The organism is Mesorhizobium yinganensis (assembly GCF_040081985.1).
GTDB lineage: Bacteria > Pseudomonadota > Alphaproteobacteria > Rhizobiales > Rhizobiaceae > Kumtagia > Kumtagia yinganensis.
The window spans coordinates 1-24,577 of the sequence record NZ_JBEBMH010000023.1 but is presented as its reverse complement, the minus strand read 5'-3'; the positions used below and the strand labels follow the sequence as shown (position 1 = coordinate 24,577).

The window sequence follows — 24,577 nt, the reverse complement described above, 5'->3', positions numbered from 1 at the left end:
AAGCCGATGCCTTCCCTTCTGCAAATATTTGCAACAGCCAAGCCTCCTATGTGCTGCTATTCCGCCTCCGGCGAGCCCGAGGAAGATGAAACCGGCGATCAGGCTCTCGTCGTTCCAGATCATCGATAGCGGCTCAGCGCCAGTTCCCGCGCGTCGATGTCCGGCTTCCTGCCCGAAATGATGTCGGCCAGTACGCGGCCGGAACCGCAGGACATGGTCCAGCCCAGCGTGCCGTGACCGGTGCTGAGGTAGAGGTTGGGATAGCGCGTGCCGCCGATGATCGGCGGGCCATCCGGCGTCATCGGCCTCAGGCCGCACCAGAATTTGGCGCCTTCCAGGTCCGCGCCAGCCGGGAACAGGTCGCCGACCGAATGCGTCAGGGTCGCCTTGCGCCCGTCGTGCAAGCGCAAATCGTAGCCGGAAATCTCCGCCGTCCCGCCGGCGCGGATGCGGCTGCCGAGCCGGGTGATTGCAACCTTGTAGGTCTCGTCCATGACCGTCGATTGCGGCGCGCCGGCCTCGTCCTTGATCGGCACGGTGATCGAATAGCCCTTGATCGGATAGACCGGCAGCGACAGGCCGAGTGGTTTCACCATGATCGGCGAATAGCTGCCCAACGCCAGGACATAGGCGTCAGCAGTGAGAAGCCCGGCGCTGGTGGCCACGCCCGTGATCTTCCCGCCCTCGGCGACGATCCGCTCGATCGTCGTGCCGAATTTGAAGGTGACGCCGCGGCTCGCCACATGCGAGGCCAGCCGCTCGGTGAACATCTGGCAGTCACCAGTCTCGTCGCCCGGCAGGCGCAGCCCGCCGACGAACTTCCCCTTCACCTTGGCCAGCGCCGGCTCGACGACGATGCAGCCGGCGGGGTCCAGCACCTCGAAGGGAACGCCGAATTGTTTCAGCACCTCTATATCGCCGCCGGTCCCGTCAAGCTGCTTCTGCGTGCGGAAAAGTTGCAGCGTGCCCTGGCTGCGCTCGTCATAACTTATGCCGGCCGAGGCGCGCAGGTCGCGCAGGCAGTCGCGGGCATATTCGGCGATCGGCACCATGCGCGCCTTGTTGACCGCATAGCTCTTCGAATTGCAGTTCATGAGCATCTTGAACACCCACGACCACATGGCCGGGTCGACCAGCGGGCGGATAACCAGCGGGCCATGCTTCATCAGCAGCCATTTGACCGCCTTGACCGGGATGCCCGGGCCGGCCCACGGCGAGGAATAGCCGGGCGACACTTCGCCCGCATTGGCGAAACTTGTCTCCAGCGCCGGCCCGCTCTGTCGGTCGACCACCGTAACCTCATGGCCGGCCTCGGCCAGGTAATGCGCCGCCGTCACGCCGATCACGCCGCTGCCGAGAACAAGAATCTTCATCGTCGCCCCTCGCATTTGACCCCTTCAATGTGGCGCTGCCATGTGAGGCTGAACGTACCGGAATGGCAACGACTTTGTCGGCCGGGCAGACTTCCGGACGACAATGTGGGGCGGCTATCAAGGATCACCGAAGCTTCTTGTGTTGCCGACGTTCATTCCACTGGCGGCCATTGCTGGGCGGCGTGCAGCGCCCGCAAGATTGTCACGGCGCGAAAGTCCTCAGCGTAGACAACCACAAAGTTGGTCCGCACGTTCATCTCGCGTGTGCCGGCCAATTAGGCCTGGGCGACAAAGCCTTGGGTGCTCCGGCCGCCGCGCCACCTTGGCTTCGATGTCGTTCTTGCGAGGCTGCGCGGCTCTGGGATTGTCGTCGGAAATGTAGTCGATGATCGACAGGAGGCCGCCGCGCGCCGTAGCCTTCCACTCAGGCGCCGGTCCGGGCACGGATTTTCCTGTCAATCCGCGCTTGGGCCTCATCCATCACCTGCTGGTGCGGAACGGAAGGTCTTTTGTCCGCAAGGGCTTCGTCTACCTTGGCGCGAAACCAGCGGTCGTAGACCGCAGGGTCCGATGCGAGGCCGGCAGGCAGGCCGCCTTCCTGGGCGACGCGGGTCAGAAGGATGCGCACCGCGTCGGATATGGTCAGCCCAACGCCGGCCAATGTCTCCGACGCAGTTGACTTCAATTCCTCATCGACGCGGACGTGCAGCATCGAGGTCTTAATCGAGGTCTTATTGGTCATCCTCGTTCTCCATGCTTCCTACATCAACTTGTATCTCAATTGAGATACGGTGCAAGCGCTGCCTGGGCCCTTACCCCGGCGAATTTTCGACAAATTGCTATCCGAATTTGAGTGATGCGGGTCGGGATTATGGTTGATGGTTCGTTAACAAAGGCGGGTGTAGACTTCCGTCCTTGCGAACCCAATGCCGGGACCATGGCTGACAGGACGAGACGCATTGCGGAGAGGCTTTGCCGCGGCTTGGCAAGCGCTGCCATGCTGCTGGCCGCCTCTATGCCGGCTTCGGGCCAGCAGACCTCGGCCACGCCTGCGTCGGGTCAGGACGCGCAGGCGGCCGCTCCCCAGGCGGAGGCAAAACGCGCCGAATACGAAACCGTCAACCGGGAGATCGAGCTTTCCGCCGACCGCGTCGAAAAGCTCGCGGCCGAGATCGCCGGGGTGAAGCAGGATTATGCCTCGATCACGGCGGCGCTGATCCAGGCGGCAAAGACCGAGAAGAAGCTCGGCCAGGACATCGAGGAGATCACCGGCCGGCTGGATGGGTTGAAAGGCCAGGCCGATATCGTGCGCGCCTCGCTTGCCGAGCGCCGCGGCGTGCTGGCGGAAGTGCTCGGCGCTTTGCAGCGCATGGGCCTGAACCCGCCGCCGGCGATCCTGGTGAAGCCGGATGACGCGCTGTCGTCGGTGCGCAGCGCCATCCTGCTCGGCGCCGTGGTGCCGGAACTGAGGCACGAGACCGAGATTCTGATGGCCGACATGGCCGAACTGTCACGGCTCACCGGTTCGATCGAGGCCGAGCGCGGACGGCTGACCGCTTCCGTCACCGATCAACTGGCGGAGCAGCGGCGGCTCAGCCTTCTGCTGGAGGCCAAGCAGAAGCTGCAGAGCGAGACTGAGACCGAACTTACCGCCGAGCGCCTGCGCGCCGAGGAGCTTGCCGCCAAGGCAGGCAGCCTCAAGGAACTGATCGCCGCGCTCGACAAGCAGGCGGAGAAGGACAAGGCCCTGGCCGATGCGGCGCGCGCCGCCAAGGAGAAGCTGCTGGCCCGCGATGCCGAGATCGCCGCCTTGCCGGAAAACAACCGCACCATCGCGGCACTTCCGTTCGAAGCGTTGCGCGGCCAGTTGGCAATACCCGTCAATGGCAGGTTCAAGCGGCGTTTCGGGGGGAAGGACGATAACGGCGGCGTGATGCAGGGCGACACGGTTGCGACACAATCGGGCGCCATCGTCACCGCTCCTGCCGATGGAAATGTGCTCTATGCGGGGCCATTCCGCTCATATGGACAACTCTTGATCCTTGATGCGGGCGACGGTTATCATGTCGTTCTGGCAGGGATGGATAGAATCACCGTCGCGCTCGGGCGTTCGGTTCTGGCCGGGGAACCGGTCGGTGCGATGGGAGAGGCCAGGGTGGCGAGCACTCTGGCAGAGAATGCGGCTGATGCACCGGAACTCTATGTCGAGTTCCGCAAGGATGGAAAACCCGTCGATCCGTCTCCCTGGTGGGCGGAGCGTCTTTCTGGAAGGACAGGAAATGGTACGTAAATTGTCGCTTCTGATTGCCGGTGCGTTGATGGGCGCGTCCGCCATGAGCCTCGTCTACGGCAACGTCGGAACGACGGCGAACGCGGCAGGATCGGATACCTACAAGCAGCTCGCCATCTTCGGCGACATCTTCGAGCGGGTGCGCGGCCAATACGTTACGCCGCCCGACGAGAAGGCGCTGGTCGAAAGCGCCATCAACGGCATGCTGACATCGCTCGATCCGCATTCGTCCTACATGAATCCGGAAGCTGCGAAGGACATGCGCGTCCAGACCAAGGGCGAGTTCGGCGGCCTCGGCATCGAGGTCACCATGGAAAACGAACTGGTCAAGGTGATCACGCCGATCGACGATACGCCTGCCGCCAAGGCGGGCGTGCGCGCCGGCGACTTCATCTCGGCCATTGACGGCGACGAGGTGCGCGGCATGACGCTGAACGACGCGGTCGAGAAGATGCGCGGGCTCGTCAACACGCCGATCAAGCTGACCATTTTGCGCGAAGGCGCCGACAAGCCGCTCGACATCACGATCGTGCGCGACATCATCAAGGTCAAGGCGGTCAAGTACCGGGTCGAGAACGACGTCGGCTACATGAAGATCACCTCCTTCACCGAGAAGACCTACGACGATTTGGAAGCCGCAATCGCGGCGATCAAGAAGCAGGTGCCGGACGACAAGCTGAAGGGCTATGTGCTCGACCTGCGCCTCAACCCGGGCGGCCTGCTCGACCAGGCGGTCAGCGTGTCCGACGCCTTCCTCGACCGCGGCGAGATCGTCTCGACGCGCGGCCGCGACCCCAAGGACGTGACCCGCTTCGACTCGCGACCCGGCGACGACATCGACGGCAAGCCGGTGGTGGTGCTCGTCAACGGCGGCTCGGCCAGCGCCTCGGAGATCGTTGCCGGCGCCCTGCAGGACCATCGCCGCGCCACCGTGGTCGGCACGCAGTCCTTCGGCAAGGGCTCGGTGCAGACCATCATCCCGCTCGGCGAGAACGGCGCGCTGCGCCTGACCACGGCGCTCTATTACACGCCGTCCGGCAAATCGATCCAGGGCAAGGGCATCACGCCAGACATCAAGGTCGACCAGCCGCTGCCCGAGGATTTGAAGAATGTCGACACGACGCGCGGCGAGTCGGATCTGAAGGGCCACATCAAGGGCGCCGACGAGAGCGACCAGGGTTCCGGCTCGGCCGCTTATGTGCCGCCGGATCCGAAGGACGACGTGCAGTTGTCCTATGCGCTCGAGCTTCTGCGCGGCACCAAGACCGATCCCGCCTTCCCGCCGAACCCGGACAAGGCTGTCCTCAACCAGTAAGCGTTCCGAAAAAGGCGGCGAAGAGAAATCTTCGCCGCCTTTTCCATCGGCGAAGCGTATCCGCCGCAGCGCGTGCGAATTGGATTTGGCTTCGGTAGCCCCCACGAAAGGCTGCCGCAAGCTTCCGATGGCACGGTGCAGCCGACGGGATTTGCCTGATATTCGGCAAAGGGGTGCGGTTTGTCGGTCACGCAGAGGGAAATCGAACGTCCGCTGGGGCAGGGCCTTGCGCCCGCCGGTTCCACCACGGGACGCCTCACCACGGGCGCCATCACCTCCGGCCTTGCCGTTCTCGCCGTCATCGCCGTTGCCGGTTCGATCGCTCTGCGCGAGCGTCCGTTCCGGACGCCTGCTCCGGTCGTGACGACGACGCCGGACGTCGCGGCTTCCGCCGCCGATGCGACCGGGCCAGCCAACTCCACCGCTCAGCCCAGCGGCGGCGCAAAGATCATCCAGGTCGACCCGGCCGACAGGCCGGCGAATAGCGGCGTCGTGGTGATCCGCGATCCGTCAGCGATCGGACAGAACCTGCGCGTCGCGCATTTGCCTGATCCGGCGCTGATCGAGCGCACCGATGTCGGTCCGCTGCCGATCCGCGCAGCCGACGGAAGAAGGCCCTTCGACGTCTATGCGCGGCCATGGTCCGGTGCGCGGGGCGCGCGGGTTGCCATCGTGCTCGGCGGCTTCGGCATCTCGCAGACCGGCACGCAGGCGGCGATCGAGCGTCTGCCGGCGGAGATCACCATCGCGTTTTCGCCGCAGGGAAACAGCATCGGCCGTTGGATGCAGGCCGCACGGCAGAAGGGCCATGAGATCGTCATGCAGGTGCCGCTGGAGCCGTTCGACTATCCGAACGTCGATCCCGGCCGCAACACGCTGACGGTCGACGCCTCGGCCGACGAGAACATCAAGAATCTGCGCTGGGCGCTTTCGCGCACCACCAACTACACCGGCGTGATGAATTTCATGGGGGCCCGCTTCTCGGCCGATGGCGAGGCCATGCAACCGATGTTGGCCGAACTCGGCAAGCGCGGCCTGCTCTACCTCGACGACGGCTCGTCGGCCCGCAGCGCCGCGCCGGAACTTGCGCTGAAGAACGGCGTGCCCTTCGCCGCCGGCGACGCGACGCTCGACACCGACCGCGACCGCGGCGCGATCCTGAAGAAGCTTGACGAGCTGGAGCGCACCGCCCGCGCCAAGGGTTATGCGATCGGCACCGGCTTCGCCTTCGATTCCACCGTCGATGCGGTTGCAAGCTGGGCCAATGAGGCCAAGAAGCGCGGCATCGAGATCGTGCCGATCTCCGCGCTGGCGAGCGACCCGGAACGGTAGGGCAGGCGTGGCGTTTGACCGTCTTTGGCGCCCGTTCATAAAATTCCGAGATTGAGGGTATAGGTCACGATCTCGGCCGAATGCCCAAGGACCATTGCGATGCCCAAACAGAAAAAACCCGTCGACCCCGAATCCCTGCCTTATCGGCCCTGCGTCGGCGTCATGGTGCTGAACGCCGAAGGGCTGGTCTGGACCGGCCACCGCATCGCCCAGCCGGACAGCGAATTCGCCGGCACGCCGATGCTCTGGCAGATGCCGCAGGGCGGCATCGACAAGGGCGAGGAGCCCTATCCGGCGGCCCTGCGCGAACTCTATGAGGAGACCGGCATGCGCTCCGTGTCGCTGCTGGCCGAGGCGCCCTACTGGATCAAATACGATCTGCCGGAGAATCTTGTCGGCGTCGCCTTCAAGGGAAAATACCGCGGCCAGACGCAAAAATGGTTCGCTCTGCGCTTCACCGGCGATGAGCGCGAGATCGCCATCAACCCTCCGCCCGGCGGCCACGAGCCGGAATTCGACGCATGGGCGTGGAAGCCGATGGCCGAGCTTCCCGACCTGATCGTGCCGTTCAAGCGGCATACCTATGTCGAGGTGGTCTCCGCCTTCCGGCACCTGACCACGTGACGCGAGCGCTGTCCGCGTCTGGCCTCGGAGCATTGCGGAGACACGCTGTCACGGCTACTCATCCCCCATGAGGTCGAGGAGCGGATTTGGGTCGTCCTATGTCTTCGAATGCACGGATACAGAACGGCGATCGCACTGATCTCCAAGCTTGCGCCGCTGAAGATGGGTCGACCGGTCTTGCCGCCGCCGGCGCTGTGCTGACCATCGATCTCGGCGCGATCCGTGCCAACTACCGACTGCTCTGCGAGCGGCTCGGCGGCGGGCGCTGCGCAGCGGTGGTCAAGGCCGACGCCTACGGGCTCGGCGCGGAAAAAGTCGCGCCGGCGCTGGCCAGGGAAGGCTGTGATACCTTCTTCGTCGCGCATCTCGGCGAAGGCATCGCGCTGCGGAAAATCCTCGGCGCGTTGCCGGAAATCTTCGTGCTCAACGGCCTGCCGCCGGGCTCAGAGGAATTTTGCGCGGCGGCGGGGCTCGTGCCTGTTCTCAACAGCGAAGCGCAGCTTGCGGCCTGGCGGGAACATGCGTCGCGTGCTGGAAAAACCCTGCCGGCGGCGGTGCAGGTCGACAGCGGCATGGCCCGGCTCGGCATGCCGCCCGAGGAGGTCGACCGGGTCGCCGCCGATCCGCATGCCTTCGACGGCATCGAGCTGAAACTGGTGATGAGCCATTTTGCCCGCGCCGACGAACCCCATGAAGCGTCCAATGCCGAACAGCGGTCAGCTTTCGAGGCGCTCGCGCAAAAACTCCCGCCGGCGCCGCGCGCGCTCGACAATTCGCCAGGCATTTTCCTCGATGCCGGCCGCCATTTCGACCTGGCGAGGCCGGGCTGCGCGCTCTACGGCATCAATCCTCAGCCCGGCGGGCGAAATCCGATGCGTCCGGTGGTCAAGCTCGAGGCAAAGGTCATCCAGACCCGCGAGGTCCCAGCCGGCACGGGCATCGGCTACGGCCACGCCGCCAAGGCTCTCGAGCCGATGCGGCTCGCGACAATCTCGCTCGGTTATGCCGACGGATGGCACCGCCGCGCCACATCGTTCGCATTCTTTGCCGGCAAAAGACTTCCCTTCGTCGGCCGCGTGTCGATGGATTCGATCATTCTCGACATTTCCGCGCTGCCGCCCGGCTCGCTCGCGCCCGGCACGCTTGTCGAACTCATCGGCCCGCACCAGAGCGTCGACGAGGTAGCGACCCAGGCCGGAACGATCGGCTATGAGGTCCTGACCGGTTTCGGCCACCGGTTCCACCGGGTGTATCTGGACAAGTAGCCGCAGTCGCCTGGCGGCTTGAAGCGAGACGATTACCTTTTTGGTTCGGATTGTCCGAGATCAAAAAGCCGTGCCGATTTACATTCCGTGCGACAGGCCCGCTCACTTCGAGAGTGAGCCTGTTTCTCGCACTGGACCCGGTCAAGCTGCGTCCTTCACCCGGATCTCTATCTCCAAATGGGCCGATGCTGCAATGTTGACCAGCGCGTCGGGCGAGAATTTCGCGAGCTTGCCACGCAACAGATCGTTGGTGCGGGGGCGCGTCAGACCGAGGCGCCTTGCGGCTTCCTCCTGTGGCACCGCCCATTTCTCTACCGCCTTGCGGATTTCATAGAGCAGCGCCGATCGTGCCTTCAGGTTTGCGGCCTCCTGCTCCGTATCGGCAAGTGCGTCCCACACGCTCTCGTAGGTCTCTGCGTTCATTGTTCGCCTTTCATTTTCGCAGCCGTTGCGACGCAAGGTCGATATCTCTTTGCGGTGCAGCTAAACCCGATGATACGGGTGCCCCGATAGAATCGTCGTCGCGCGGTACAGTTGCTCGGCGAGCATGATGCGCGCCATCTGGTGCGGCCAGGTCAGCGCGCCAAACGACCACACAAGTGCCGCCCTATCGCGCAGGCGTTCGTCGTGGCCGTCCGGCCCGCCTATGGCGAAGACCGACTGGCGCCGTCCCTCGTCGCGCAGTGCTCCGAGTTTTTCGGCAAACTGAGGCGAAGAGAAATTCCTGCCACGCTCGTCGAGCAGGATCAGCGCCGCCTTGTCGTCAAGGAAAGCAAGCAGCCGATCGGCTTCCTCGCGGCCACGCTCGGCCGCACTCACCGCGCGGCTTTCGGCGATTTCGGTCAAACCGGAGAATTCGAGACCGATCCCCGGCCCGCTCTTTGCGAAGCGGTCGAGATAGCGCGCGGCCAATTCCTTCTCGGGGCCGGCCTTCATGCGGCCCACGGCATGGATCGATATCTTCATCGCATCCGCCTTACAGGCGAAAGCTGCTCGCCGCCAGGCTGCGTCAGGTCATGAGCGCAAGCCCACCCGCGGCGTCAGTGCAGGGTCTCGTCACCCAGATCCGGCGTCTGCCACATCTTTTCGAGATTGTAGAATTCGCGGACTTCGGGGCGGAAGACATGCACGATGATATCGCCCGAATCGATCAGCACCCAGTCGGCGCCGGCCAGGCCCTCGACGCGGGCATTGCCGAAGCCGGCGTCCTTGAGCGCCGTCAGCAGGTGGTCCGCGACGGCCGCCACATGGCGGTGCGAACGCCCCGACGCCACGACCATGTGGTCGGCGAGGCTGGACTTTCCCTGAATGTCGATTGAGACGATGTTTTCTGCCTTGGAGTCGTCAAGACTGGCAAGGACTGTTTCAAGGGCGCGGGACACGGAGTCATATCCGCTGATCCCGGCCGGCGAAGGCATTGGATATGCCTTCTTCCGTAGTGCTGTTCTCAGTGTCTTTCCTTTCGCGACAAGAACAACCAAATCATCCGCCAAATCAGCGGACACCTTGAAGATAGGCGCAGCAGGGTGAAGGTTTCAAGACACCTTCGCCTCCTCATTTTTGCGGTGCGTCATGGGGTATGCCGGTGGGTGCGCAGACAATGCCGTCCAGGGAACGCATCCGCCGCCCACAAGTTTCGGTCGCATTGCAGCAAATCGGAGACGGGATGATGGATGGCATGGCGCAGGAAGCATTGACGACGATCGGAACGGGCTTCGGCGCCGTCTGGGCCCTTGCGATAGCCTATTCCTTCTCCGTGCTCGGCGCGGTGGTGCTCATCATCATGGGTTATATCGTCGCCGGCCTGGTGGAGCGCGGCATTTCGGCCGGACTCTCCCGGTTGCCCGGCTTCGACAGCACTTTGCGCCATTTCTTCGCGACCGCGGCGCGTTATGCGGTTCTGGTCCTGGTGGTGGTCATGGTGCTCGGCCAGTTCGGCGTTCAGACGGCCTCCATCATCGCGGCCATCGGCGCCATCGGGCTGGCCATCGGGCTGGCGCTGCAGGGCACGCTGCAGAACATTGCGGCCGGCATCATGCTTCTGGTGCTCCGCCCTTTTCGCATCGGCGAGCAGATCGAGGTCGGGTCGATCGCCGGCGAGGTCGAGGAAGTGGGGCTGTTCGCGACAAAACTGCGGGCCGCCGATGGCATCTACATCCTCGCTCCCAACTCGAAGCTATGGAACGAGCCGGTCCGCAACTCCAGCCGCAACCATGTTCGCCGCAACGACATCGCGGTAAACATCCGCTACACAGACGACATCGACAACGCCCAGCGTATCTTGACCGACCTCGCCAATTCCGACCAGCGTGTGAAAAAGCAGCCGGCTCCGCTTGCCTTTGTCAACGTGCTCAATGACGCCTCCGTGCAGATGACTTTGCGCTACTGGACCTCGGACACGGATTTCTTCCGCACCAAACTCGATCTGACCAAGCTTGCCCGCACGAGGCTCGCCGTCAAGGGCATGGGCTTTCCGGATCCCTATCCCGCACCGGCGGCGGCAACCGATCGGGACTTTGACGAGGTGGGAAGGAAACCGGGCGACCCGCAGCGCCCGACGCGGCAATGAAGACGCCGCATCCAACTGCGACGATGCCTGTGTTCTGTTTTGCGAAGTAGTCTGTCGGTCAATTTACTGTCGCATGGGGGCGAGTGGGCCGTTGATCTGGCCCAAAGCACGATGGCGCGGCGAGGCCATCTGCTGTAACCTCGACGGTATGGTCAACCCAACGGGAGGAGGCCATGGACGTTGCCAGGTCACGGGTTCTGGGGCCGCTCGCCGGCACCCTGTTGCTGCTGTCGCCGCCGCTGACTGCCGCTGCGCATGCCCAGCAGGCGGGCAGCGGACCGCCGGTGAGGATTGCGGTGTTCGATTTCGAACTGGAGGATAAGAGCGCCGGCGCCGGCATAATCGCCCAGGACGAACACGATACCAAATATCTGGCCGAAGCCACCCAGAAGGCCCGGGACATGCTGTCCGCGGCCGGCTACACGATCGTCGACACCAAGGGTGCCGATCTCGACGCGGCAAAGAAATTCGGCATCCGCAATTGCGGCGGATGCGAAGCGCCGGCCGCGCTGAAGCTGGGCGGCGACCAGGCGATGCTCGGGGTCGTCACCCGTGTCAACCGCACCGAATACACACTTTTCATCCGCGTCCTCGACGCGCGTAGCGGCGAGCAGGTATCGAATAACTTCACCAACCTGCGCATGGGCGCCAACTATGCCTGGCCGCGTGGCGTGAAGTGGCTGATGGACAAGCAGGTGCTTGCGGCGAAATAGCAGGGCCAACGTTTGACCGTCGGATGATCGTCGTGGTGGATTTTTGGTGATCCGAGGCAGCCGGCGACGAGGTCGCCACAGACTGAGCGTCGTCTCGTTCGAAGGCGCCGGAGGCCGGCGGCGGTCAGCGGGGCGATCGCGCGTTCTCTGTCGCAGTCAGACGATGCAAGCCCGTCGGCCGATTGCGCGGGTGCGGCAGCGGCTTGGCAGCGAAATTGGCCGCTTGGGCAAGTCCGCGAGGGCCTTGCGTCAGGTTATTTGACGACTCAACGGTGTGAAACTCCGACAAGATGCTGATTTCGTTCTATTTTACGAACTTGCCGCAGCTTCCTTCAGAAAGACGACCTATTGTTTTTGCTCGGTTTTTCCGGCTCGGATCGCCGTCGACGACAGCAATGAGCGTGGACCGTGGATGAAGGTCCACGCCGGCGCTTTCATGCCAGCCAGCCGCGGCGCGTCGGCTTCGTCGACGCGCGCATGGTCGAAGGTTTTTGCGACCACCGACGACAGGAACGCCAGCGTCGATCCCGGCCGGTCGACCACAGCTATCGGAAAAGTAAGGACAATTTGCCGCCAGCGTTGCCAGCGGTGGAAGTCGCGCAGATTGTCGGCACCCATGATCCAGACGAAATCGATGCCCGGATTGCGTGCCTTGATGTAGGCCAGGGTGTCGGCGGTGTAGCGGAAATTCTGTCGGGCCTCGAACGCGGTCACCTTGACCCTGGGGTTGCCGGCAACCCTTTCGGACAGCGCGATCCGTTCGCCGAGCGGCAGAAGTTCGTTCTTGTTTTTCAATGGGTTGCCGGGCGTCACCAGCCACCAGAGCTGATCGAGCGCCAACCTCCGAAGGGCAATCTCGGCGACCAGCGCGTGGCCGGCATGGGGTGGATTGAACGATCCCCCGAACAATCCGACCTGCATGCCTTTCTCGGCATGCGGCATTCGGAGATAGTTTTCCGCAACCGTCGCTCCCTCGCTGGGGAGATGGCCGGCAGGCGCTAGAGAGGGGTGCGAAGCGATGTTCAATTTTCTTTTGCGATCAAGATCTTAGCTGGCCGGTCCCGCGCACGCGGTATTTGAACGAAGTGAGCTGTTCAACGCCCACCGGCCCGCGCGCATGCATTTTTCCGGTCGAAATCCCGATCTCGCCGCCGAAGCCGAACTCGCCGCCATCGGCGAACTGTGTCGAGGCATTGTGCAGCAGGATAGCCGAGTCGACCTCATTGAAGAACCGCTCAACTACCTGATTATCCTCCGCAATCACCGCTTCAGTGTGATGCGACGACCATTTTTCGATATGCTCGATCGCCCCGGAAATTCCATCGACGAGTTTCACTGAAATGATCGCGTCCAGATATTCGGTCGCCCAATCCTGCTCGGTCGCCGGCTTCGCAGCGGGAAACAGCACGCAAGTCTCTGAATCCGCACGGATCTCACAGCCTGCCTCGGCCAACGCGGCGAGGATCGGCACGGCATGCGTCTGTGCCGCCGCGCGGTCGATCAAAAGCGTCTCGGCCGAGCCGCAGATGCCGGTACGTCGCATTTTCGCGTTTACAACCAAGGATATAGCCATGTCGAGATTTGCCGACTTGTCGACATAGACATGGCAAAGTCCTTCCAGATGCGCGAACACCGGAACCCTCGCTTCCGACTGAACCCGCGCCACCAGGCTCTTGCCGCCGCGCGGTACGATCACGTCGAGATTTCCGGAAAGCCCTTTCAACATCTCACCGACAGCGGCCCGATCCGCCACCGGCACCAGTTGGATCGCCTCCTCTGGCAGGCCGACTGATTTCAGCCCCTCGGCCATAGCGGCATGTATCGCGGCGGAAGAGTTCAGCGAATCCGAACCGCCTCGCAAAACCACCGGATTCCCTGCCTTCAGGCACAAAGCGCCGGCGTCGGCCGTCACATTGGGCCGGCTCTCGTAGATCACGCCGATGACGCCGAGCGGCGTGCGCACCCGTTCGATATGGAGGCCGTTGGGCCGGTCCCACTCGGCGATCACGTCGCCCACGGGGTCGCGCAGGTCGGCGATGGCCCGAACGCCGTCGGCCATGCCGCGGATGCGGGCCGAAGTCAGCTTGAGGCGATCCATCATCGCCGGCGAAAGCTTTGATTCCTCGCCGTTTTTCATGTCAATCGCGTTGGCGTCGAGGATTTTCTGCTCGTCGCGCAGGATGGCGTCCGCCATGGCAACCAGGGCCTGGTTCTTCTGGTCCGCCGGGGCGATCGCCAGCGGGCGCGCCGCGGCGCGCGCGTTGCGGCCGATATCGGCCATGGTTTCTTGCACCGATTGGCTGTTGTCCGCCTTGTTCAGCATAGCCGTCATTCCGACAATAGATGCGGCTGTAACACTAGCGGCATTGGCGGGGCAACGGAATTCCAATGCGGTTGTTGTCGAGGGGCAGCATGCTCAAGGCACAAATATTCGCAGTTGGCCTGGCCGCGGCTCATGTTCTGGCACCAAGCCTGGCGGCAGGCCAAAATTATTGCGACGACGAGATCGAACCTGGCGAAAGCCCGGACGGCAAAGTCATGACGATGATGTCAATGATCGCCAGGCATCTGTTGGCCGAAGAATTCTGCGGAGCCAAACCCGAGCCGCTGGCGAAAGTGTTCGTGGTGGTCGAGTTGGCTCACGGATGCGGACCTCGGTCCAAGCTTGAAGCTGAGGCCGGATTAAAGGAGCGCCAAATTGCCGACCCAAAACAGCGGCAAGAATTTCTCGAGATCATTTTTCCTGAAATAAAGTCTCTTTCGAAACCAGAGGTGGTGACGATCATGGAGAAAGAGCTTGGGGGATGCTCCGATTTGCTGAAAGAGCGTCAGGAGGTCCTGAAAAGATACAGCCAATAGGGACGCGGTTTTGTTCGAAAGGGATCTTTCGGACAAATCAATTGGCGGCCGCTCGCGCCATCGAAATCACCAGATCGTCGCGATGCACCATGGCTGAGCGCGCCTCGTGGCCGAGGCGCTCGGCAATCTCGGCGGTCTTCAGCCCAGCGATGCGGATAGCGTCCGAAGCATCATAGGCGACTAGCCCTCGCGCGATCTCGCGGCCGTCCGGATCGAGGATGGCGACCGTGTCCCCACGCGAAAAGGCGCCGCTCACCAGTTTCACACCGGCTGGCAGCAGCGATTTCCCCGACAGCAGCGCGCCGACCGCGCCGGCGTCGATGGTGAGCCGTCCGGCCGGCTCCAACTGCCCGGCGATCCAGGTCTTGTAACCTTTCACCGGGTTCGCGCTCGGCCGGAAGAAGGTGGCGCGTTCGCCAAGCTCGATTGCCGCCAATGGGTTCTGCCGTGTGCCGGCCGTGATGATCATCGCGGTGCCGGCGAGCGTCGCGATCTTGCCGGCGTCGAGTTTCGTGCGCATGCCGCCGCGCGACAGTTCGCTGGCCGCCGCGCCCGCCATGGCTTCGATCTCCGGCGTGATGCGGTCGACGACCGGGATGAATTGTGCGCTGGGGTTGCGGGCAGGGGGCGCGGTATAAAGTCCGTCTATGTCGGACAACAGTACCAGCAGGTCGCCGCCCATCATTGTCGCGACTCGCGCGGCCAACCGGTCGTTGTCGCCGTAGCGGATCTCCGTGGTGGCGACCGTGTCGTTCTCGTTGATGACCGGGATCGCCTTGAATTCCAGCAGTTTTGAGATGGTGGCGCGGGCATTGAGGTAGCGGCGGCGCTCCTCGGTGTCGCCCAGCGTCAACAGGATTTGTCCCGATCGGAGGTTGTGGCGCCCAAGCGCCTCCGACCAGGCGCTGGCCAGCGCGATCTGGCCGACGGCGGCGGCCGCCTGGCTTTCTTCCAGTTTCAGCAAGCGCTTTCCCAATGACAGGATGGTGCGGCCCAGCGCTATTGCGCCGGAGGAGACGACGAGGATTTCAGCGCCACCTTTGGCAAGGTCGGCGACGTCGTCGGCGAGCGAGTCCAGCCATCCGCGCTTCAGCCCCGTCTCGCGGTCGACCAGCAGGGCAGAGCCAATTTTCACGGTAATGCGGCGGTAGGATTTTAGGGAGAGGGTCATGCGGTCCTCGCAACACTGGAGGACACAACGGTTAGCGCCCTACGTTGCCCCTCTCTGTCCTGCCGGACTGCCTGGCACGAGCCACGGGTCTCGGCCCGTCCTTCAGACCCCCCAAAAGGCGGGAGATTTGCCGGCCGCTTCGATGACACTCGTCCTGCGAAGTTGGCGATTGGCGAAAGTCGCCACGGCAGCGGGCCAGGCAGTCCGGCAGGACAGAGAGGGGCAACGTAGAACGGCACGGCTGACATTCTGCAAGCCTAATCCTGCCACCGCGCATCCAGCACAGCCGGTGTGCCGGCCTCCCGGGCTCGCTCGATCTCCACCATCAGCGCCCGCAGCGCCGCCTCGACGCCCTCGCCGGTGACGGCGGAAATCACCAGCGGCGCGCGGCCGGCCGCCCGCTTCAGCGCGGCGACTTTCTTCTTGCGCGTACCCGCATCCAGCGTGTCGGCCTGGCTCAGCGCCACGATCTCGGGTTTCTCGGCTAGGCCGTTGCCATAGGCGGCTAGCTCGCCGCGCACCGTCTTATAGGCTTTTCCGGGATGCTCCTCCTGCGCCGAGACCAGATGCAGCAACACCCGCGTGCGCTCGACATGGCCGAGAAACCGGTCGCCGATGCCGACGCCTTCATGCGCGCCCTCGATCAGGCCGGGAATGTCGGCGATGACGAATTCGCGCGCGTCGATGCGCGCGACGCCAAGGCCCGGATGAAGCGTGGTGAAGGGATAGTCGGCGATCTTGGGTTTTGCCGCGGTGACGGCCGCCAGAAACGTCGACTTGCCGGCATTGGGCAGGCCGACCAGGCCGGCATCGGCGATCAGTTTCAACCTCAGCCAGATGGTGCGTTCCTCGCCGGGCAGGCCAGGATTGGCGCGGCGCGGCGCCTGGTTGGTCGAGGTCTTGAAATGCTGGTTGCCGAAGCCGCCATTGCCGCCCTTAGCCAGGAGAAAGCGCTGGCCGACGATCGTCAGGTCGCAGATCAGCGTCTCGTTGTCCTCCTCGAAAACCTGCGTGCCCGCAGGCACTTTCAGCGTCACGTCGGCGCCCTTGGCGCCGGTCATGTTGCGCCCCATGCCGTGCACGCCGGTCTTGGCACGAAAATGCTGCTGATAACGGTAGTCGATCAGCGTGTTCAGCCCGTCGACCGCTTCCAGCCAGACATCGCCGCCACGTCCGCCGTCGCCGCCGTCCGGCCCGCCGAACTCGATGAATTTTTCACGCCGGAACGACAGCGCACCGGCGCCGCCGTCGCCGGAGCGGATGTAGACTTTGGCTTGGTCGAGAAATTTCATTTTCTTGTTTTGTCGCGTCTGACGAAGCGCCTGCTCTAGCGGAAAGTTTTGTCGGGCGCGAGGGCGGAAACGATGGCGATAGGCGAACCCTCCCCCTTGCGGGGAGGGTCGCGGAGAAAACCTGGCGGCACGCGAGGTTTTTGAAGCGGGGTGGGGTAGCTTGTGAGGTGCGCCAAGCTGAAGCGACCCCACCCCGTCTCGCCCTACTTCACTTCGTTTCGTCGGCTCACCGACCCTCCCCGCAAGGGGGAGCGTAAGGCCGGCTCAGTTCCGCCCCCAACTCCGCAAACTCGCCCAGGTTCGCCGGTCGAGCCGGTAGCGCTCGATCGGCACCTGGCCTGCGACCAGCGAAAACATCATTCCCTGGCCGGCATATTGGAAGCCGCATTTGTGGATGACGCGGCGCGACGACGGGTTGATCACCCGGCATGAGGCGTGCAGCACATTGATCGAGGTCGCTTCGAAGGCGAGATCGACCAGCGCGTGTGCCGCCTCGGTGGCGAAACCCTGCTTCCAGAACGGCTCGCCGATCCAGTAACCGAGTTCCAACCCGCGGTCGGTCACGTTGAGGCCGGCGCAACCGATGAAGCTGCCGGTGCCGGCAAGCGTCAGTGCATAGGCGGCGCCGGAGCGGCGGCTCGCCTCCACGGCGATGAAAGCGCGGGCCTCGGCCTCGCCATAGGGATGCGGCATGCGCGCCAGCATCTCGGCGACACGCCGGTTATCGGCGTGCGCGGCGAGCGCGGCAACGTCGCTCTCGCGCGGCCGGCGCATTACGAGGCGCTCAGTGACCAGGATCGAACGGTCTATCGCCAGGCTTTCGTCTTCGCAGTCTTCCTTTTCGGCAACCATGTCAGTCCTCCAGGCAAAGAAAAAGGGGAGATGGCGGCCCATCTCCCCTGATCCTTTTGCTGGCTGCGCCAGACACCGGTTCCCGAGATGGGGCGCCGGTGTTGTGGTGCGGATCCGGCTATTCCGCGGCGTCGGCGATCGGATTGACCGATACGTAGGTTCGTCCGTTGGCTTTTTTGTTGAAAGCGACCACGCCGGCTTGCAGCGCAAAAAGCGTATGATCGGTGCCCATGCCGACATTGACGCCCGGATGCCACTGGGTGCCGCGCTGACGCACGATGATGTTGCCGGCAATGACGGATTCGCTGCCGAACTTTTTCACGCCGAGGCGCTTGGATTCCGAATCGCGACCGTTGCGCGTCGAACCGCCAGCCTTTTTGTGTGCCATTTCAAACTCCTTTGCGCCCGTTCGAAGCGCCTGATCTCATTCTAGGGCGCTTGCCGCGCCGCCGAAAGCTTTTTTTGGCGATTACTTCGCCAGTTCCTTGGCCTGCTCGCGCCAGTCGCCGATCTGCTCGGCGCTGAAGGGCATGGCCGCATCGATGCGGGCGATGTCCTCATCGGTAAAGGCCGCGATCTGGGCGAAGGTGGTGATGCCCTGTTCCTTGAGCTGGGCGGCGGCCACCGGGCCGATGCCCTTGATCACCTCGATGTCGTCGCCCTTGCCTGCCGGCGCGGTGAACAACGGCACGGCAGCCGGAGCCGTCTCTGCCTTTGCCTCAACGGCCTTCTTCGACGGCTTGGCGCCGCCGGTCAGGATCTCGGCGATGCGCACGGTCGTCTCGTGCTGGCGCTGGCCGCGCTTGCGGCGCGAGTTCTGGCGACGCCGCTTCTTGAAGGCGATGACAGTGGCGGCGCGACCCTGCTTGAGCACTTCCGCGGTGACCGTGGCGCCCTCCACGAAGGGAGCCCCGAAGGTGGCGCTTTCGCCTTCGCCGAAAGCCAGGACCTGGCCGAATTCCACGATATCGCCGGCGTTGCCGTCGAGCTTGTCGATCTTGATGACGTCATTGGCGGCAACGCGATACTGCTTGCCACCCGTCTTGATGACTGCGAACATTTTTAGCCTTTCGCTGTTCGGTCCGGCCTTTCGAACGCCGCGGGGCGGTCTGGCCGTCTTTTTATCAGTCTTGAGGGTTCAAACGAAAACCAGCGCGGAGAAGACCCCGCGCCGGAATTGGTCCGTCCGTAACCGAACCGTCACATGGAGTCAAGGCGGAGCGCCGAACTTCGCGTCTCTGCTTCAGTTTCCCGCGGCGTCACCGGTTCCGCCGAAGGGCGAACGCTTTCTTTCAAGCCCGGATGAGGAAACGGTGCGTTCCGTGCCGGTCGCAAATACTGCGCCGGCTGGGTGCAATGCCGCAGATAGGGCCTTGTAACCTCGAAGACCTGCCGTTATCTAGTGCCGCGCCGAAAGGCGGACCACGCCCCGCGGAGAGGTGGCAGAGTGGTTGAATGCACCGCACTCGAAATGCGGTTAGAGCCGTGCCGGCTTGTCCCACTCAGTCCCTACAAGTGGTTTCTCGTCAAAGGGTTAGGGACGGGGCTGGCGTTTCTGTCCCGCTTCGTCCCGTTGCGTGCTACCGCGTTCGGTAGCAAAATGGTAGCAGCGTGTTCTCGTGATGTTCAGGCGTCTCCTGTCATTCACTCAATCAGGATGTCGGCCTCTTTTGCTGCCTCGGCGAACGCCTTCTGAGCCTTGGCGAGCGCCATCCGGTCGTTCGCATGCTCGATGGCTTCCATGACCGCCTCGCGTGCCGCCCGCTGCTTTGCACCGCCCTTCGTAGGCCACTTGTACAAGAGGATATCGGCAGCCTGGAGATTGTTGTTCACATGGATGACCGTCACGCTGTTTCGCAGCATCACCGGCACCGGACTATCCCACCAACCACGCGCAGCCATGGCACAACGCTCAACTCGGCTCAGGCGGATCAATGCGCTAGCCGGTGAGTCGTTGCAGTATCAAATGGTAATGCACCGCCAACGCGTTAGTGATTGTCTCGGCTGGTCGGATGGCGCTGATTTCCCTCTCTCTTCATCAGCGGATGATCCGGCAAAGGCCCGCCGCTGCTGTCACGGCGGCGGGCTTCTGCGGATGGCAGCTACGCACCGCGCTGAAGGTTCCTCGCCTCGCGGATGAGCGATGACCAATCCGGCCCGAGCATATCGATAAGTTCGCTGGCACGCGCCTCGCTGATGCCGGCCTCTTTCACCAGACGCTTTACAAGCAGGCGCCTAACTTCGCCGCTGACCCAATCACCCGCCTGCATTCCCACTCCTTACAAAATAGGCAGCCCGCCGCGCGGATTGAGGGCGCGCCACGCGGCAGGCTTGACTTTGGCGAGGGTGTCGGCTCGCCTCAGATTTCGTCAAACTGCTAATCAGGCGCCGTGTTCCCGATCTCTCGAAAAAGGGCCGCCGACTGACAGGGGAAGCATCGGCGGCCAGTTGCTACGATCTGGAGTGGGCACACAGATCGATCGTAGCGGGCTCTGAATCAACATGCCGATCGTGCTAATGTTCCTCCCTGCCCTGCCTTTCAGCCGTCAGCCTCGCGGGCGCTTACCAGATGTCGGCACGCCAAGATATTCACCGATCTCGTCTACGGTTTCCTCAACTGCGACTTTCCGGTTCTCGCCTAGAGAATTATCAAAGACCAGCAAAGACCCCTCGCCACGGGGGAAAACATCCGCAACCCATTTTAGGTTAATCAAAAAAGGTTGGTTATTTTTGGTAAGCTGAAGCCACATCCTCTCTACCCATCATGCTTTCAGTGGTCCCTCAAAGTCTTTCTGATAAAGGCGATGTGGCAGACATTTCAATCAGCGCGGGTGACGGAATGTCACTTCCGCCAAACCGTTGCTAAAGTGCCGCACTACCGGCGTTTTGCGTTTTGACGCAATCTTCTCAGTTGCAACCCGCAGTTTCTTTTTGGGATAGCTCGCAGTGGCTCCATTCACTCCAGAGTGGGCCGCCCCGGCAGGCTTCAGCTTCTATGCCCCTGCTAATCCGGTCGGGTTCTCCGCCAGCCAGGACGCCAGCATGGAAGACACGCCCATCATAACTGCGGATCTTGTGATCGCGACGCTCCTCATTCTCGCGCTAGGAGCCGTGGCGTTTTTCGATATTGTCCGCAACGCTACTATCTAGCAGCGGCTCACGCTCAACCGGGATGGATTTTGAGGCCGGCGCTATCCGGCCAACAATACCTTCGAGCCGATCTGCTAGTGCCGTCGGATCGATGATACCCTGCCGAAACAGGCTGATCACTCGCAGCGCGGCCCTTTCTCGATCGAGGCCAGATAGGTCGTGCCTGGCGCAATAATCCTCCAGCGCTGTTGTGAGGACTGCAAGTTCAGCAGGAGTTACGAAACCATGACGGTCTGACATGCCAATTTCCCGTGGTTTGGGCGAAAGCATGATAGACTCTTTCAAGCGCCCCTTGCCGTGCAGGAGTGGCGGCGACTCGATAGTTGTAAGCGTGTTCGGTACGGTAGGCTATTAACAATGACAAGCCCGGCCACGTCGCCGCAGCCTGGCCAACCTCCCGCCGGCGGGAGGTTCTAGTGTCGCCCGCCCCCGAACCAGTAAAGCAAAAACAGGAAGGCCCACAGGGCCAAGACGATTGCGATAAACGGCAACCATTCCACCACCTGGTCTCCACGACAGGAAAGGCCCGCCGGTTGCGACGGGCCTTCTCTGGAACCGCGATGGAAGGAAGGAAAGATCGCGGCTCGAACTTATTCGTTGAACGAGGATGCCGGCGAGAGGTTCCAACGCGTCCGGGCCATGAAATTTCCCGCCGGCGCGAAGGTTTAGTGCAGCACCGTCCGCCGCTCCTCCTCGCCCTCGGCAGGCGCCCTCACGCTGTCACTGATCGCCTGCAACAGCACCCGGTTATTGTGGTCCAGCCCCTCGTTTGCCTGCTGCACGCCGCGCCTGTCGCCCAGAAGGAAGCCGAAGGCGAAGGCCAGGACGATGCCGGCGGCGATGGCGAGGTAGGTCAAGCCGCCACCTCGACCGCAGGCTCGTCGTCGGGGAGCATGGCGTTGAACGCCTTCCACGCTGACTTTTCGCTTCGGTGCTTGCCGGGGATGCGCACCCACGCCTCTTGCGCAATCCGTCCCCATTGCGGCTTGTATTCGTTCGGATGGACGAACAGCCAAGCGGTTCGGCAGATGCAGGTTTTCAGTTCCTCGTAAGGAACGTCCACCATCAACACCAACCATTGCCCTTTCGGCTCGCCGTTGCCGGCAGGGTGCGGGCCAAGGGCGTGCCAGCCCGGCGGAGGTACGTCGAGATAAAGTCGTGCATGTTCCAGCGGCTTAGGCTTGTCGCTCATGACACACCACGCAGGTTGCGACCGACGAGCAGATCCAGTTCGGCCCAAATTTCCGCATTAGGCTTCGCGTCGCGTGAGAATTCATAGGCACCGTAACCCGTGACGGCTATTATCTTCGCGGCGAGGTCCATAATGGTCGTGCTCGGCAACGCTACCATCTGGCGTTCAAGTTCACTCGACCGGCGCGTATAGCCGTCCATTTCCTCGTCGGAGCATTCGAGGTTGCAGGTATGCCGATGAAGCTCATCCCACTCCTCGAAAAGTTTCATGATCGCGGGCGACGGGCCGCATCTGCTGCTGTCCTCGAACCCTATGGGATATTCCCGGCTCCCCGCCGGATAAATCCGCGCCACCCAAGGCCCACTGCCCTCTAGGGCGTCGTTCCAATCGGCGAGCGCATACGACAGTTCCCGCGATATGCGGGTGACACGATCAAGTGGATTGGCCTCCGCCACGGCATGTGTGGAAGGCGCGGCGGAAAAGTTTTCCGCTGCATCCCCTACAGCGATGGCAGGCGTAGCTGCGGCCACGGCCAGGGCGGGCGTGCTGGCGAGCATAGCGCGCCGGGTGAGTTGTCCTCCGATAGTCATGTTGGTCTCTCTCGGTTCGAACCGGCTTATCACGGCCGGCGGAGCAAAATTCTGGTGTGGAATTATGCGCCTTTCATCGGTGGCGGACCGACAGCCGGGGGGTGATAACCTGCCGAGAGACAGGCCGAACGATTTTAAGCCTCGCGGCTCTGGACATGGCGTTCGCCCCCGGCCATATTGGTCGGGACGCGCGACCGCCAAGTCGCACGTTCATTCAACCGCTGCCCAACGCTGCCAGGCGCCAGGGCAATTCCTGCCAGGGAATATGCGGTCTATCTCGGTCCGGGTTATCACGCCCACGGACATGCTGTTCCTGTTCGCTGAAAACGTCAAGCACCTTCCCCGAAGGGGAAGATGGCTTGTGCGATCGGTACCAGGTAAAGCGGGACGGGCGCGAATGCGCTTCCAAGCTGCGTCGAACGCTCAGACTGGCGAATAGATCATGACACGGGAAATTCCGAAGATCAGGAAACGGCCTGACCCAGACTTATGGTTAGAGGTCGAGCTGACGAGATGGGAGTGGGAATATTATCTCTCGGTGCCCCTGTTTGAAGGGACAGAACCGGCTTCAGAAGATGACGGGCTTTCCTTATTTGGGACGACGCTGCTAAAGCCAGCGACAGCCCCTTTAGATATAACGGTACGGTGCTTGACGGTGCCTCCACCAAAATTGCAATTGGAGCACGTTGGTGAACTATGGCGGATCAAAGGTGGTTTTGAAGGCGTCATCGTCGTGCCGAACACCGTGATGCATACGGTCGTTTCGATGTTCTCAGGGGATCATTACCGACAGCTTGATTTGGCGCTTTCGAGGGTCGGCCGGCGGCAATACTTCATCTCTAGCTATCATTTTCGGCACGGACGGCCCAGGCCAGTCGCGATGAAGGATGGGAACTGAACCTAGCCCTTGACCAACGCCTTCCCATGACCCGAAAGCTGAATATTTCTGCTCGCCAAGTAACAGCAATCTGCAAAGGCGCTGCGAAAGCCGGGTTTCTCGCTGAGATCAAGATTGGTGAAGTGGTGGTGCGTTTGGTTCCTGACGACGGCCCCCTTTCCCGAGAACACGTGCCCGAATTCGACGACGGACTTTATCAGGAAAGTTTGCACGAACTAAAAAAGGCTCAGGGGATGGATGAGCCGTTGAGCAGATATGAGGAGCAAGTCCTCAGCTTCATTGCAGCAAACGAAGGCAAGCGCTTTTCCATAAATGAAGTTAGGGGAGCTGGTCCAACCACGACCGAGCGACTTCGCAAACGTGGCTTTGTTGAGTGTAGCTATCGGACACACAAACCCATGCGGATTGACGAGATATGGGCGACTGAAGCGGCAGTGAGATTCTTACGGATGCAACAGCGCCACTATAAGCGCTTCATCGTTCTGTAAGAGGGAATCAACATGGCTCGACAAGGGCCATCATCTCGCCTGTTCACCCGGCGGCCAGAGCGGAGCAGACGGAACCTCCCTCGAACCTGACAGTTTTTCCCGGTCTCAGGAGGAACACGATGTCAGATGACCCCCGTAAGCAGGACAACCGCGACCGATCGCAGGTGGCAGGCGATCAGGAATGGGAGGTTGGGTACGTTGCCAGCAAGTTTGGCCTGTCCACCGACCAAGTGCGCGATCTAATTGAGCGTTTCGGCAACGACCGTGACGTGATCGAGCGCGAGGCAGAGAAGCTCAAGGCCCAAACGAGCAGGCCGGGGGTATGAACGCTCATGCCGATATCGTGCGAGAAGTGGAACGGAGCCTGCGCCTGTTGGGCGTTACAGACGCCGAGATCGCGGCTATGGAGTACGCATACGCTGAGGACCGCAGAAGATGCTGGCTGGCGCGAGCGGTGCCGAAGCTATGATGGTGTTGCGTGAAGGTCAGGCGGCTTGTTGATCGACGACCACATCGGCTCGGCGCAGACGCTCCCACTCCCAGGGCAGCAATTCGTACAGACGAGAGGCAGGAAGATCGGCGATACGAGCCAGGACGTCGGCGA

29 protein-coding genes are annotated in these 24,577 nt (G+C 62.5%); 11 read left to right on the top strand and 18 right to left on the bottom strand.

All coding sequences use genetic code 11. The features are described from left to right. Positions 1-119: 119 nt before the first annotated feature. Entirely contained in the window at positions 120-1,373 is a 1,254-nt protein-coding gene (locus ABMA59_RS28110) for a D-amino acid dehydrogenase (protein ID WP_349008683.1), read from the bottom strand. Between the two features lie 424 nt (positions 1,374-1,797). Then, on the bottom strand, positions 1,798-2,115 hold the full coding sequence (gene relB, locus ABMA59_RS28105) for a type II toxin-antitoxin system RelB family antitoxin (protein WP_349008682.1): 318 nt from the start codon (positions 2,113-2,115) through the stop codon (positions 1,798-1,800). Positions 2,116-2,310: 195 nt separating this feature from the next. Between relB and ABMA59_RS28100 the strand changes: the two genes are divergently transcribed. From ABMA59_RS28100 to alr, 5 genes are all read left to right on the top strand, one after another. Beyond that, complete coding sequence (locus tag ABMA59_RS28100) at positions 2,311-3,663, top strand: murein hydrolase activator EnvC family protein (protein WP_349008681.1); 1,353 nt, start codon at positions 2,311-2,313, stop codon at positions 3,661-3,663. Continuing rightward, complete coding sequence (locus ABMA59_RS28095; RefSeq protein WP_349008680.1) at positions 3,653-4,978, top strand: S41 family peptidase; 1,326 nt, start codon at positions 3,653-3,655, stop codon at positions 4,976-4,978. The genes ABMA59_RS28100 and ABMA59_RS28095 overlap by 11 nt, the downstream gene beginning before the upstream one ends. 180 nt (positions 4,979-5,158) lie before the next feature. Then, positions 5,159-6,310 (top strand): divergent polysaccharide deacetylase family protein, encoded by a 1,152-nt coding sequence (locus tag ABMA59_RS28090; protein WP_349008679.1) that lies wholly within the window; start codon positions 5,159-5,161, stop codon positions 6,308-6,310. 99 nt (positions 6,311-6,409) lie between these two features. Then, positions 6,410-6,934, top strand: a complete 525-nt coding sequence (locus ABMA59_RS28085) for an RNA pyrophosphohydrolase (protein ID WP_349008678.1) — start codon at positions 6,410-6,412, stop codon at positions 6,932-6,934. A 98-nt stretch (positions 6,935-7,032) separates the two neighbouring features. Then, positions 7,033-8,199: an alanine racemase gene (alr, locus tag ABMA59_RS28080; protein WP_349008677.1), complete on the top strand. Its 1,167-nt coding sequence runs from the start codon at positions 7,033-7,035 to the stop codon at positions 8,197-8,199. Positions 8,200-8,340: 141 nt separating this feature from the next. Here alr and ABMA59_RS28075 read toward each other — a convergent pair whose 3' ends face one another. The 3 genes from ABMA59_RS28075 to rsfS all read right to left on the bottom strand — a co-directional run bounded on the left by ABMA59_RS28075 (position 8,341) and on the right by rsfS (position 9,617). Next, positions 8,341-8,622 carry a helix-turn-helix domain-containing protein gene (locus ABMA59_RS28075; RefSeq protein ID WP_349008676.1) on the bottom strand — a complete coding sequence of 94 codons (282 nt, stop codon included), beginning with the start codon at positions 8,620-8,622 and terminating at the stop codon, positions 8,341-8,343. 60 nt (positions 8,623-8,682) lie between these two features. After that, positions 8,683-9,165 carry a 23S rRNA (pseudouridine(1915)-N(3))-methyltransferase RlmH gene (gene rlmH / locus ABMA59_RS28070; protein ID WP_349008675.1) on the bottom strand — a complete coding sequence of 161 codons (483 nt, stop codon included), beginning with the start codon at positions 9,163-9,165 and terminating at the stop codon, positions 8,683-8,685. 74 nt (positions 9,166-9,239) lie between these two features. Further along, positions 9,240-9,617: a ribosome silencing factor gene (rsfS, locus tag ABMA59_RS28065; protein WP_349008756.1), complete on the bottom strand. Its 378-nt coding sequence runs from the start codon at positions 9,615-9,617 to the stop codon at positions 9,240-9,242. Positions 9,618-9,868: 251 nt separating this feature from the next. Here rsfS and ABMA59_RS28060 point away from each other — a divergent pair, with 251 nt between their 5' ends. After that, positions 9,869-10,768 carry a mechanosensitive ion channel family protein gene (locus ABMA59_RS28060; protein ID WP_425475996.1) on the top strand — a complete coding sequence of 300 codons (900 nt, stop codon included), beginning with the start codon at positions 9,869-9,871 and terminating at the stop codon, positions 10,766-10,768. 173 nt (positions 10,769-10,941) lie between these two features. After that, the gene (locus tag ABMA59_RS28055; RefSeq protein WP_349008674.1) at positions 10,942-11,481 is read left to right on the top strand and encodes a DUF2380 domain-containing protein; all 540 of its coding nucleotides are present in this window, start codon (positions 10,942-10,944) and stop codon (positions 11,479-11,481) included. Positions 11,482-11,826: 345 nt separating this feature from the next. On the opposite strand, the gene ABMA59_RS28050 is transcribed toward ABMA59_RS28055, so the two are convergent. After that, positions 11,827-12,423, bottom strand: coding sequence for a nicotinate-nucleotide adenylyltransferase (locus ABMA59_RS28050; RefSeq protein WP_349008673.1), 597 nt, complete (start codon positions 12,421-12,423; stop codon positions 11,827-11,829). A gap of 97 nt (positions 12,424-12,520) precedes the next feature. Beyond that, complete coding sequence (locus tag ABMA59_RS28045) at positions 12,521-13,804, bottom strand: glutamate-5-semialdehyde dehydrogenase (RefSeq protein WP_349008672.1); 1,284 nt, start codon at positions 13,802-13,804, stop codon at positions 12,521-12,523. An 89-nt stretch (positions 13,805-13,893) separates the two neighbouring features. Here ABMA59_RS28045 and ABMA59_RS28040 point away from each other — a divergent pair, with 89 nt between their 5' ends. Beyond that, positions 13,894-14,340, top strand: a complete 447-nt coding sequence (locus ABMA59_RS28040; protein ID WP_349008671.1) for a hypothetical protein — start codon at positions 13,894-13,896, stop codon at positions 14,338-14,340. A gap of 37 nt (positions 14,341-14,377) precedes the next feature. Here ABMA59_RS28040 and proB read toward each other — a convergent pair whose 3' ends face one another. The 11 genes from proB to ABMA59_RS27985 form a co-directional block, all read right to left on the bottom strand. Next, complete coding sequence (gene proB, locus ABMA59_RS28035; protein ID WP_349008670.1) at positions 14,378-15,511, bottom strand: glutamate 5-kinase; 1,134 nt, start codon at positions 15,509-15,511, stop codon at positions 14,378-14,380. A gap of 257 nt (positions 15,512-15,768) precedes the next feature. Continuing rightward, complete coding sequence (gene obgE, locus ABMA59_RS28030) at positions 15,769-16,803, bottom strand: GTPase ObgE (protein ID WP_349008669.1); 1,035 nt, start codon at positions 16,801-16,803, stop codon at positions 15,769-15,771. Positions 16,804-17,067: 264 nt separating this feature from the next. After that, on the bottom strand, positions 17,068-17,655 hold the full coding sequence (locus tag ABMA59_RS28025) for a GNAT family N-acetyltransferase (RefSeq protein WP_349008668.1): 588 nt from the start codon (positions 17,653-17,655) through the stop codon (positions 17,068-17,070). A gap of 118 nt (positions 17,656-17,773) precedes the next feature. Further along, positions 17,774-18,043, bottom strand: a complete 270-nt coding sequence (gene rpmA, locus ABMA59_RS28020) for a 50S ribosomal protein L27 (protein WP_349008667.1) — start codon at positions 18,041-18,043, stop codon at positions 17,774-17,776. A gap of 81 nt (positions 18,044-18,124) precedes the next feature. Then, positions 18,125-18,715 (bottom strand): 50S ribosomal protein L21, encoded by a 591-nt coding sequence (rplU, locus tag ABMA59_RS28015; protein ID WP_349008666.1) that lies wholly within the window; start codon positions 18,713-18,715, stop codon positions 18,125-18,127. 584 nt (positions 18,716-19,299) lie between these two features. After that, positions 19,300-19,518: a DUF982 domain-containing protein gene (locus ABMA59_RS28010; RefSeq protein WP_349008754.1), complete on the bottom strand. Its 219-nt coding sequence runs from the start codon at positions 19,516-19,518 to the stop codon at positions 19,300-19,302. Between the two features lie 239 nt (positions 19,519-19,757). After that, positions 19,758-19,925 (bottom strand): hypothetical protein, encoded by a 168-nt coding sequence (locus ABMA59_RS28005; RefSeq protein ID WP_349008665.1) that lies wholly within the window; start codon positions 19,923-19,925, stop codon positions 19,758-19,760. A gap of 832 nt (positions 19,926-20,757) precedes the next feature. Continuing rightward, a complete protein-coding gene (locus tag ABMA59_RS28000) occupies positions 20,758-21,075 on the bottom strand; it encodes a hypothetical protein (RefSeq protein ID WP_349008664.1) in 318 nt (105 codons plus the stop codon). Between the two features lie 395 nt (positions 21,076-21,470). Further along, the gene (locus tag ABMA59_RS27995; protein ID WP_349008663.1) at positions 21,471-21,662 is read right to left on the bottom strand and encodes a hypothetical protein; all 192 of its coding nucleotides are present in this window, start codon (positions 21,660-21,662) and stop codon (positions 21,471-21,473) included. Continuing rightward, positions 21,659-21,997 carry a hypothetical protein gene (locus ABMA59_RS27990; protein ID WP_349008662.1) on the bottom strand — a complete coding sequence of 113 codons (339 nt, stop codon included), beginning with the start codon at positions 21,995-21,997 and terminating at the stop codon, positions 21,659-21,661. Before ABMA59_RS27990 ends, ABMA59_RS27995 begins: the two co-directional genes overlap by 4 nt. Then, entirely contained in the window at positions 21,994-22,587 is a 594-nt protein-coding gene (locus tag ABMA59_RS27985) for a hypothetical protein (RefSeq protein ID WP_349008661.1), read from the bottom strand. The genes ABMA59_RS27990 and ABMA59_RS27985 overlap by 4 nt, the downstream gene beginning before the upstream one ends. A 442-nt stretch (positions 22,588-23,029) precedes the next feature. On the opposite strand from ABMA59_RS27985, the gene ABMA59_RS27980 reads away from it, so the two are divergent. The 3 genes from ABMA59_RS27980 to ABMA59_RS27970 all read left to right on the top strand — a co-directional run bounded on the left by ABMA59_RS27980 (position 23,030) and on the right by ABMA59_RS27970 (position 24,299). Further along, on the top strand, positions 23,030-23,485 hold the full coding sequence (locus ABMA59_RS27980) for a hypothetical protein (protein WP_349008660.1): 456 nt from the start codon (positions 23,030-23,032) through the stop codon (positions 23,483-23,485). 26 nt (positions 23,486-23,511) lie between these two features. Continuing rightward, the gene (locus tag ABMA59_RS27975; protein WP_349008659.1) at positions 23,512-23,973 is read left to right on the top strand and encodes a hypothetical protein; all 462 of its coding nucleotides are present in this window, start codon (positions 23,512-23,514) and stop codon (positions 23,971-23,973) included. Between the two features lie 119 nt (positions 23,974-24,092). Further along, the gene (locus tag ABMA59_RS27970; RefSeq protein ID WP_349008658.1) at positions 24,093-24,299 is read left to right on the top strand and encodes a DUF3606 domain-containing protein; all 207 of its coding nucleotides are present in this window, start codon (positions 24,093-24,095) and stop codon (positions 24,297-24,299) included. Positions 24,300-24,577: the final 278 nt, after the last annotated feature.

Bases quoted from the DNA above. Each gene is read 5' to 3' on its own strand.
- rpmA (WP_349008667.1), bottom strand. From the start codon at position 18,043: ATGGCACACAAAAAGGCTGGCGGTTCGACGCGCAACGGTCGCGATTCG.
- ABMA59_RS28085 (WP_349008678.1), top strand. From the start codon at position 6,410: ATGCCCAAACAGAAAAAACCCGTCGACCCCGAATCCCTGCCTTATCGG.
- ABMA59_RS28095 (WP_349008680.1), top strand. From the start codon at position 3,653: ATGGTACGTAAATTGTCGCTTCTGATTGCCGGTGCGTTGATGGGCGCG.
- ABMA59_RS28100 (WP_349008681.1), top strand. From the start codon at position 2,311: ATGGCTGACAGGACGAGACGCATTGCGGAGAGGCTTTGCCGCGGCTTG.
- ABMA59_RS28055 (WP_349008674.1), top strand. From the start codon at position 10,942: ATGGACGTTGCCAGGTCACGGGTTCTGGGGCCGCTCGCCGGCACCCTG.
- ABMA59_RS27980 (WP_349008660.1), top strand. From the start codon at position 23,030: ATGACACGGGAAATTCCGAAGATCAGGAAACGGCCTGACCCAGACTTA.
- proB (WP_349008670.1), bottom strand. From the start codon at position 15,511: ATGACCCTCTCCCTAAAATCCTACCGCCGCATTACCGTGAAAATTGGC.
- alr (WP_349008677.1), top strand. From the start codon at position 7,033: ATGTCTTCGAATGCACGGATACAGAACGGCGATCGCACTGATCTCCAA.
- obgE (WP_349008669.1), bottom strand. From the start codon at position 16,803: ATGAAATTTCTCGACCAAGCCAAAGTCTACATCCGCTCCGGCGACGGC.
- ABMA59_RS28010 (WP_349008754.1), bottom strand. From the start codon at position 19,518: ATGCTGCGAAACAGCGTGACGGTCATCCATGTGAACAACAATCTCCAG.
- relB (WP_349008682.1), bottom strand. From the start codon at position 2,115: ATGACCAATAAGACCTCGATTAAGACCTCGATGCTGCACGTCCGCGTC.
- ABMA59_RS28040 (WP_349008671.1), top strand. From the start codon at position 13,894: ATGCTCAAGGCACAAATATTCGCAGTTGGCCTGGCCGCGGCTCATGTT.
- rplU (WP_349008666.1), bottom strand. From the start codon at position 18,715: ATGTTCGCAGTCATCAAGACGGGTGGCAAGCAGTATCGCGTTGCCGCC.
- rsfS (WP_349008756.1), bottom strand. From the start codon at position 9,617: ATGCCTTCGCCGGCCGGGATCAGCGGATATGACTCCGTGTCCCGCGCC.
- ABMA59_RS27990 (WP_349008662.1), bottom strand. From the start codon at position 21,997: ATGAGCGACAAGCCTAAGCCGCTGGAACATGCACGACTTTATCTCGAC.
- ABMA59_RS27985 (WP_349008661.1), bottom strand. From the start codon at position 22,587: ATGACTATCGGAGGACAACTCACCCGGCGCGCTATGCTCGCCAGCACG.
- ABMA59_RS27975 (WP_349008659.1), top strand. From the start codon at position 23,512: ATGACCCGAAAGCTGAATATTTCTGCTCGCCAAGTAACAGCAATCTGC.
- ABMA59_RS28000 (WP_349008664.1), bottom strand. From the start codon at position 21,075: ATGCTTTCGCCCAAACCACGGGAAATTGGCATGTCAGACCGTCATGGT.
- ABMA59_RS28060 (WP_425475996.1), top strand. From the start codon at position 9,869: ATGGATGGCATGGCGCAGGAAGCATTGACGACGATCGGAACGGGCTTC.
- rlmH (WP_349008675.1), bottom strand. From the start codon at position 9,165: ATGAAGATATCGATCCATGCCGTGGGCCGCATGAAGGCCGGCCCCGAG.
- ABMA59_RS28005 (WP_349008665.1), bottom strand. From the start codon at position 19,925: ATGCAGGCGGGTGATTGGGTCAGCGGCGAAGTTAGGCGCCTGCTTGTA.
- ABMA59_RS28075 (WP_349008676.1), bottom strand. From the start codon at position 8,622: ATGAACGCAGAGACCTACGAGAGCGTGTGGGACGCACTTGCCGATACG.
- ABMA59_RS28050 (WP_349008673.1), bottom strand. From the start codon at position 12,423: ATGCCGCATGCCGAGAAAGGCATGCAGGTCGGATTGTTCGGGGGATCG.
- ABMA59_RS27970 (WP_349008658.1), top strand. From the start codon at position 24,093: ATGTCAGATGACCCCCGTAAGCAGGACAACCGCGACCGATCGCAGGTG.
- ABMA59_RS28045 (WP_349008672.1), bottom strand. From the start codon at position 13,804: ATGCTGAACAAGGCGGACAACAGCCAATCGGTGCAAGAAACCATGGCC.
- ABMA59_RS28025 (WP_349008668.1), bottom strand. From the start codon at position 17,655: ATGGTTGCCGAAAAGGAAGACTGCGAAGACGAAAGCCTGGCGATAGAC.
- ABMA59_RS28110 (WP_349008683.1), bottom strand. From the start codon at position 1,373: ATGAAGATTCTTGTTCTCGGCAGCGGCGTGATCGGCGTGACGGCGGCG.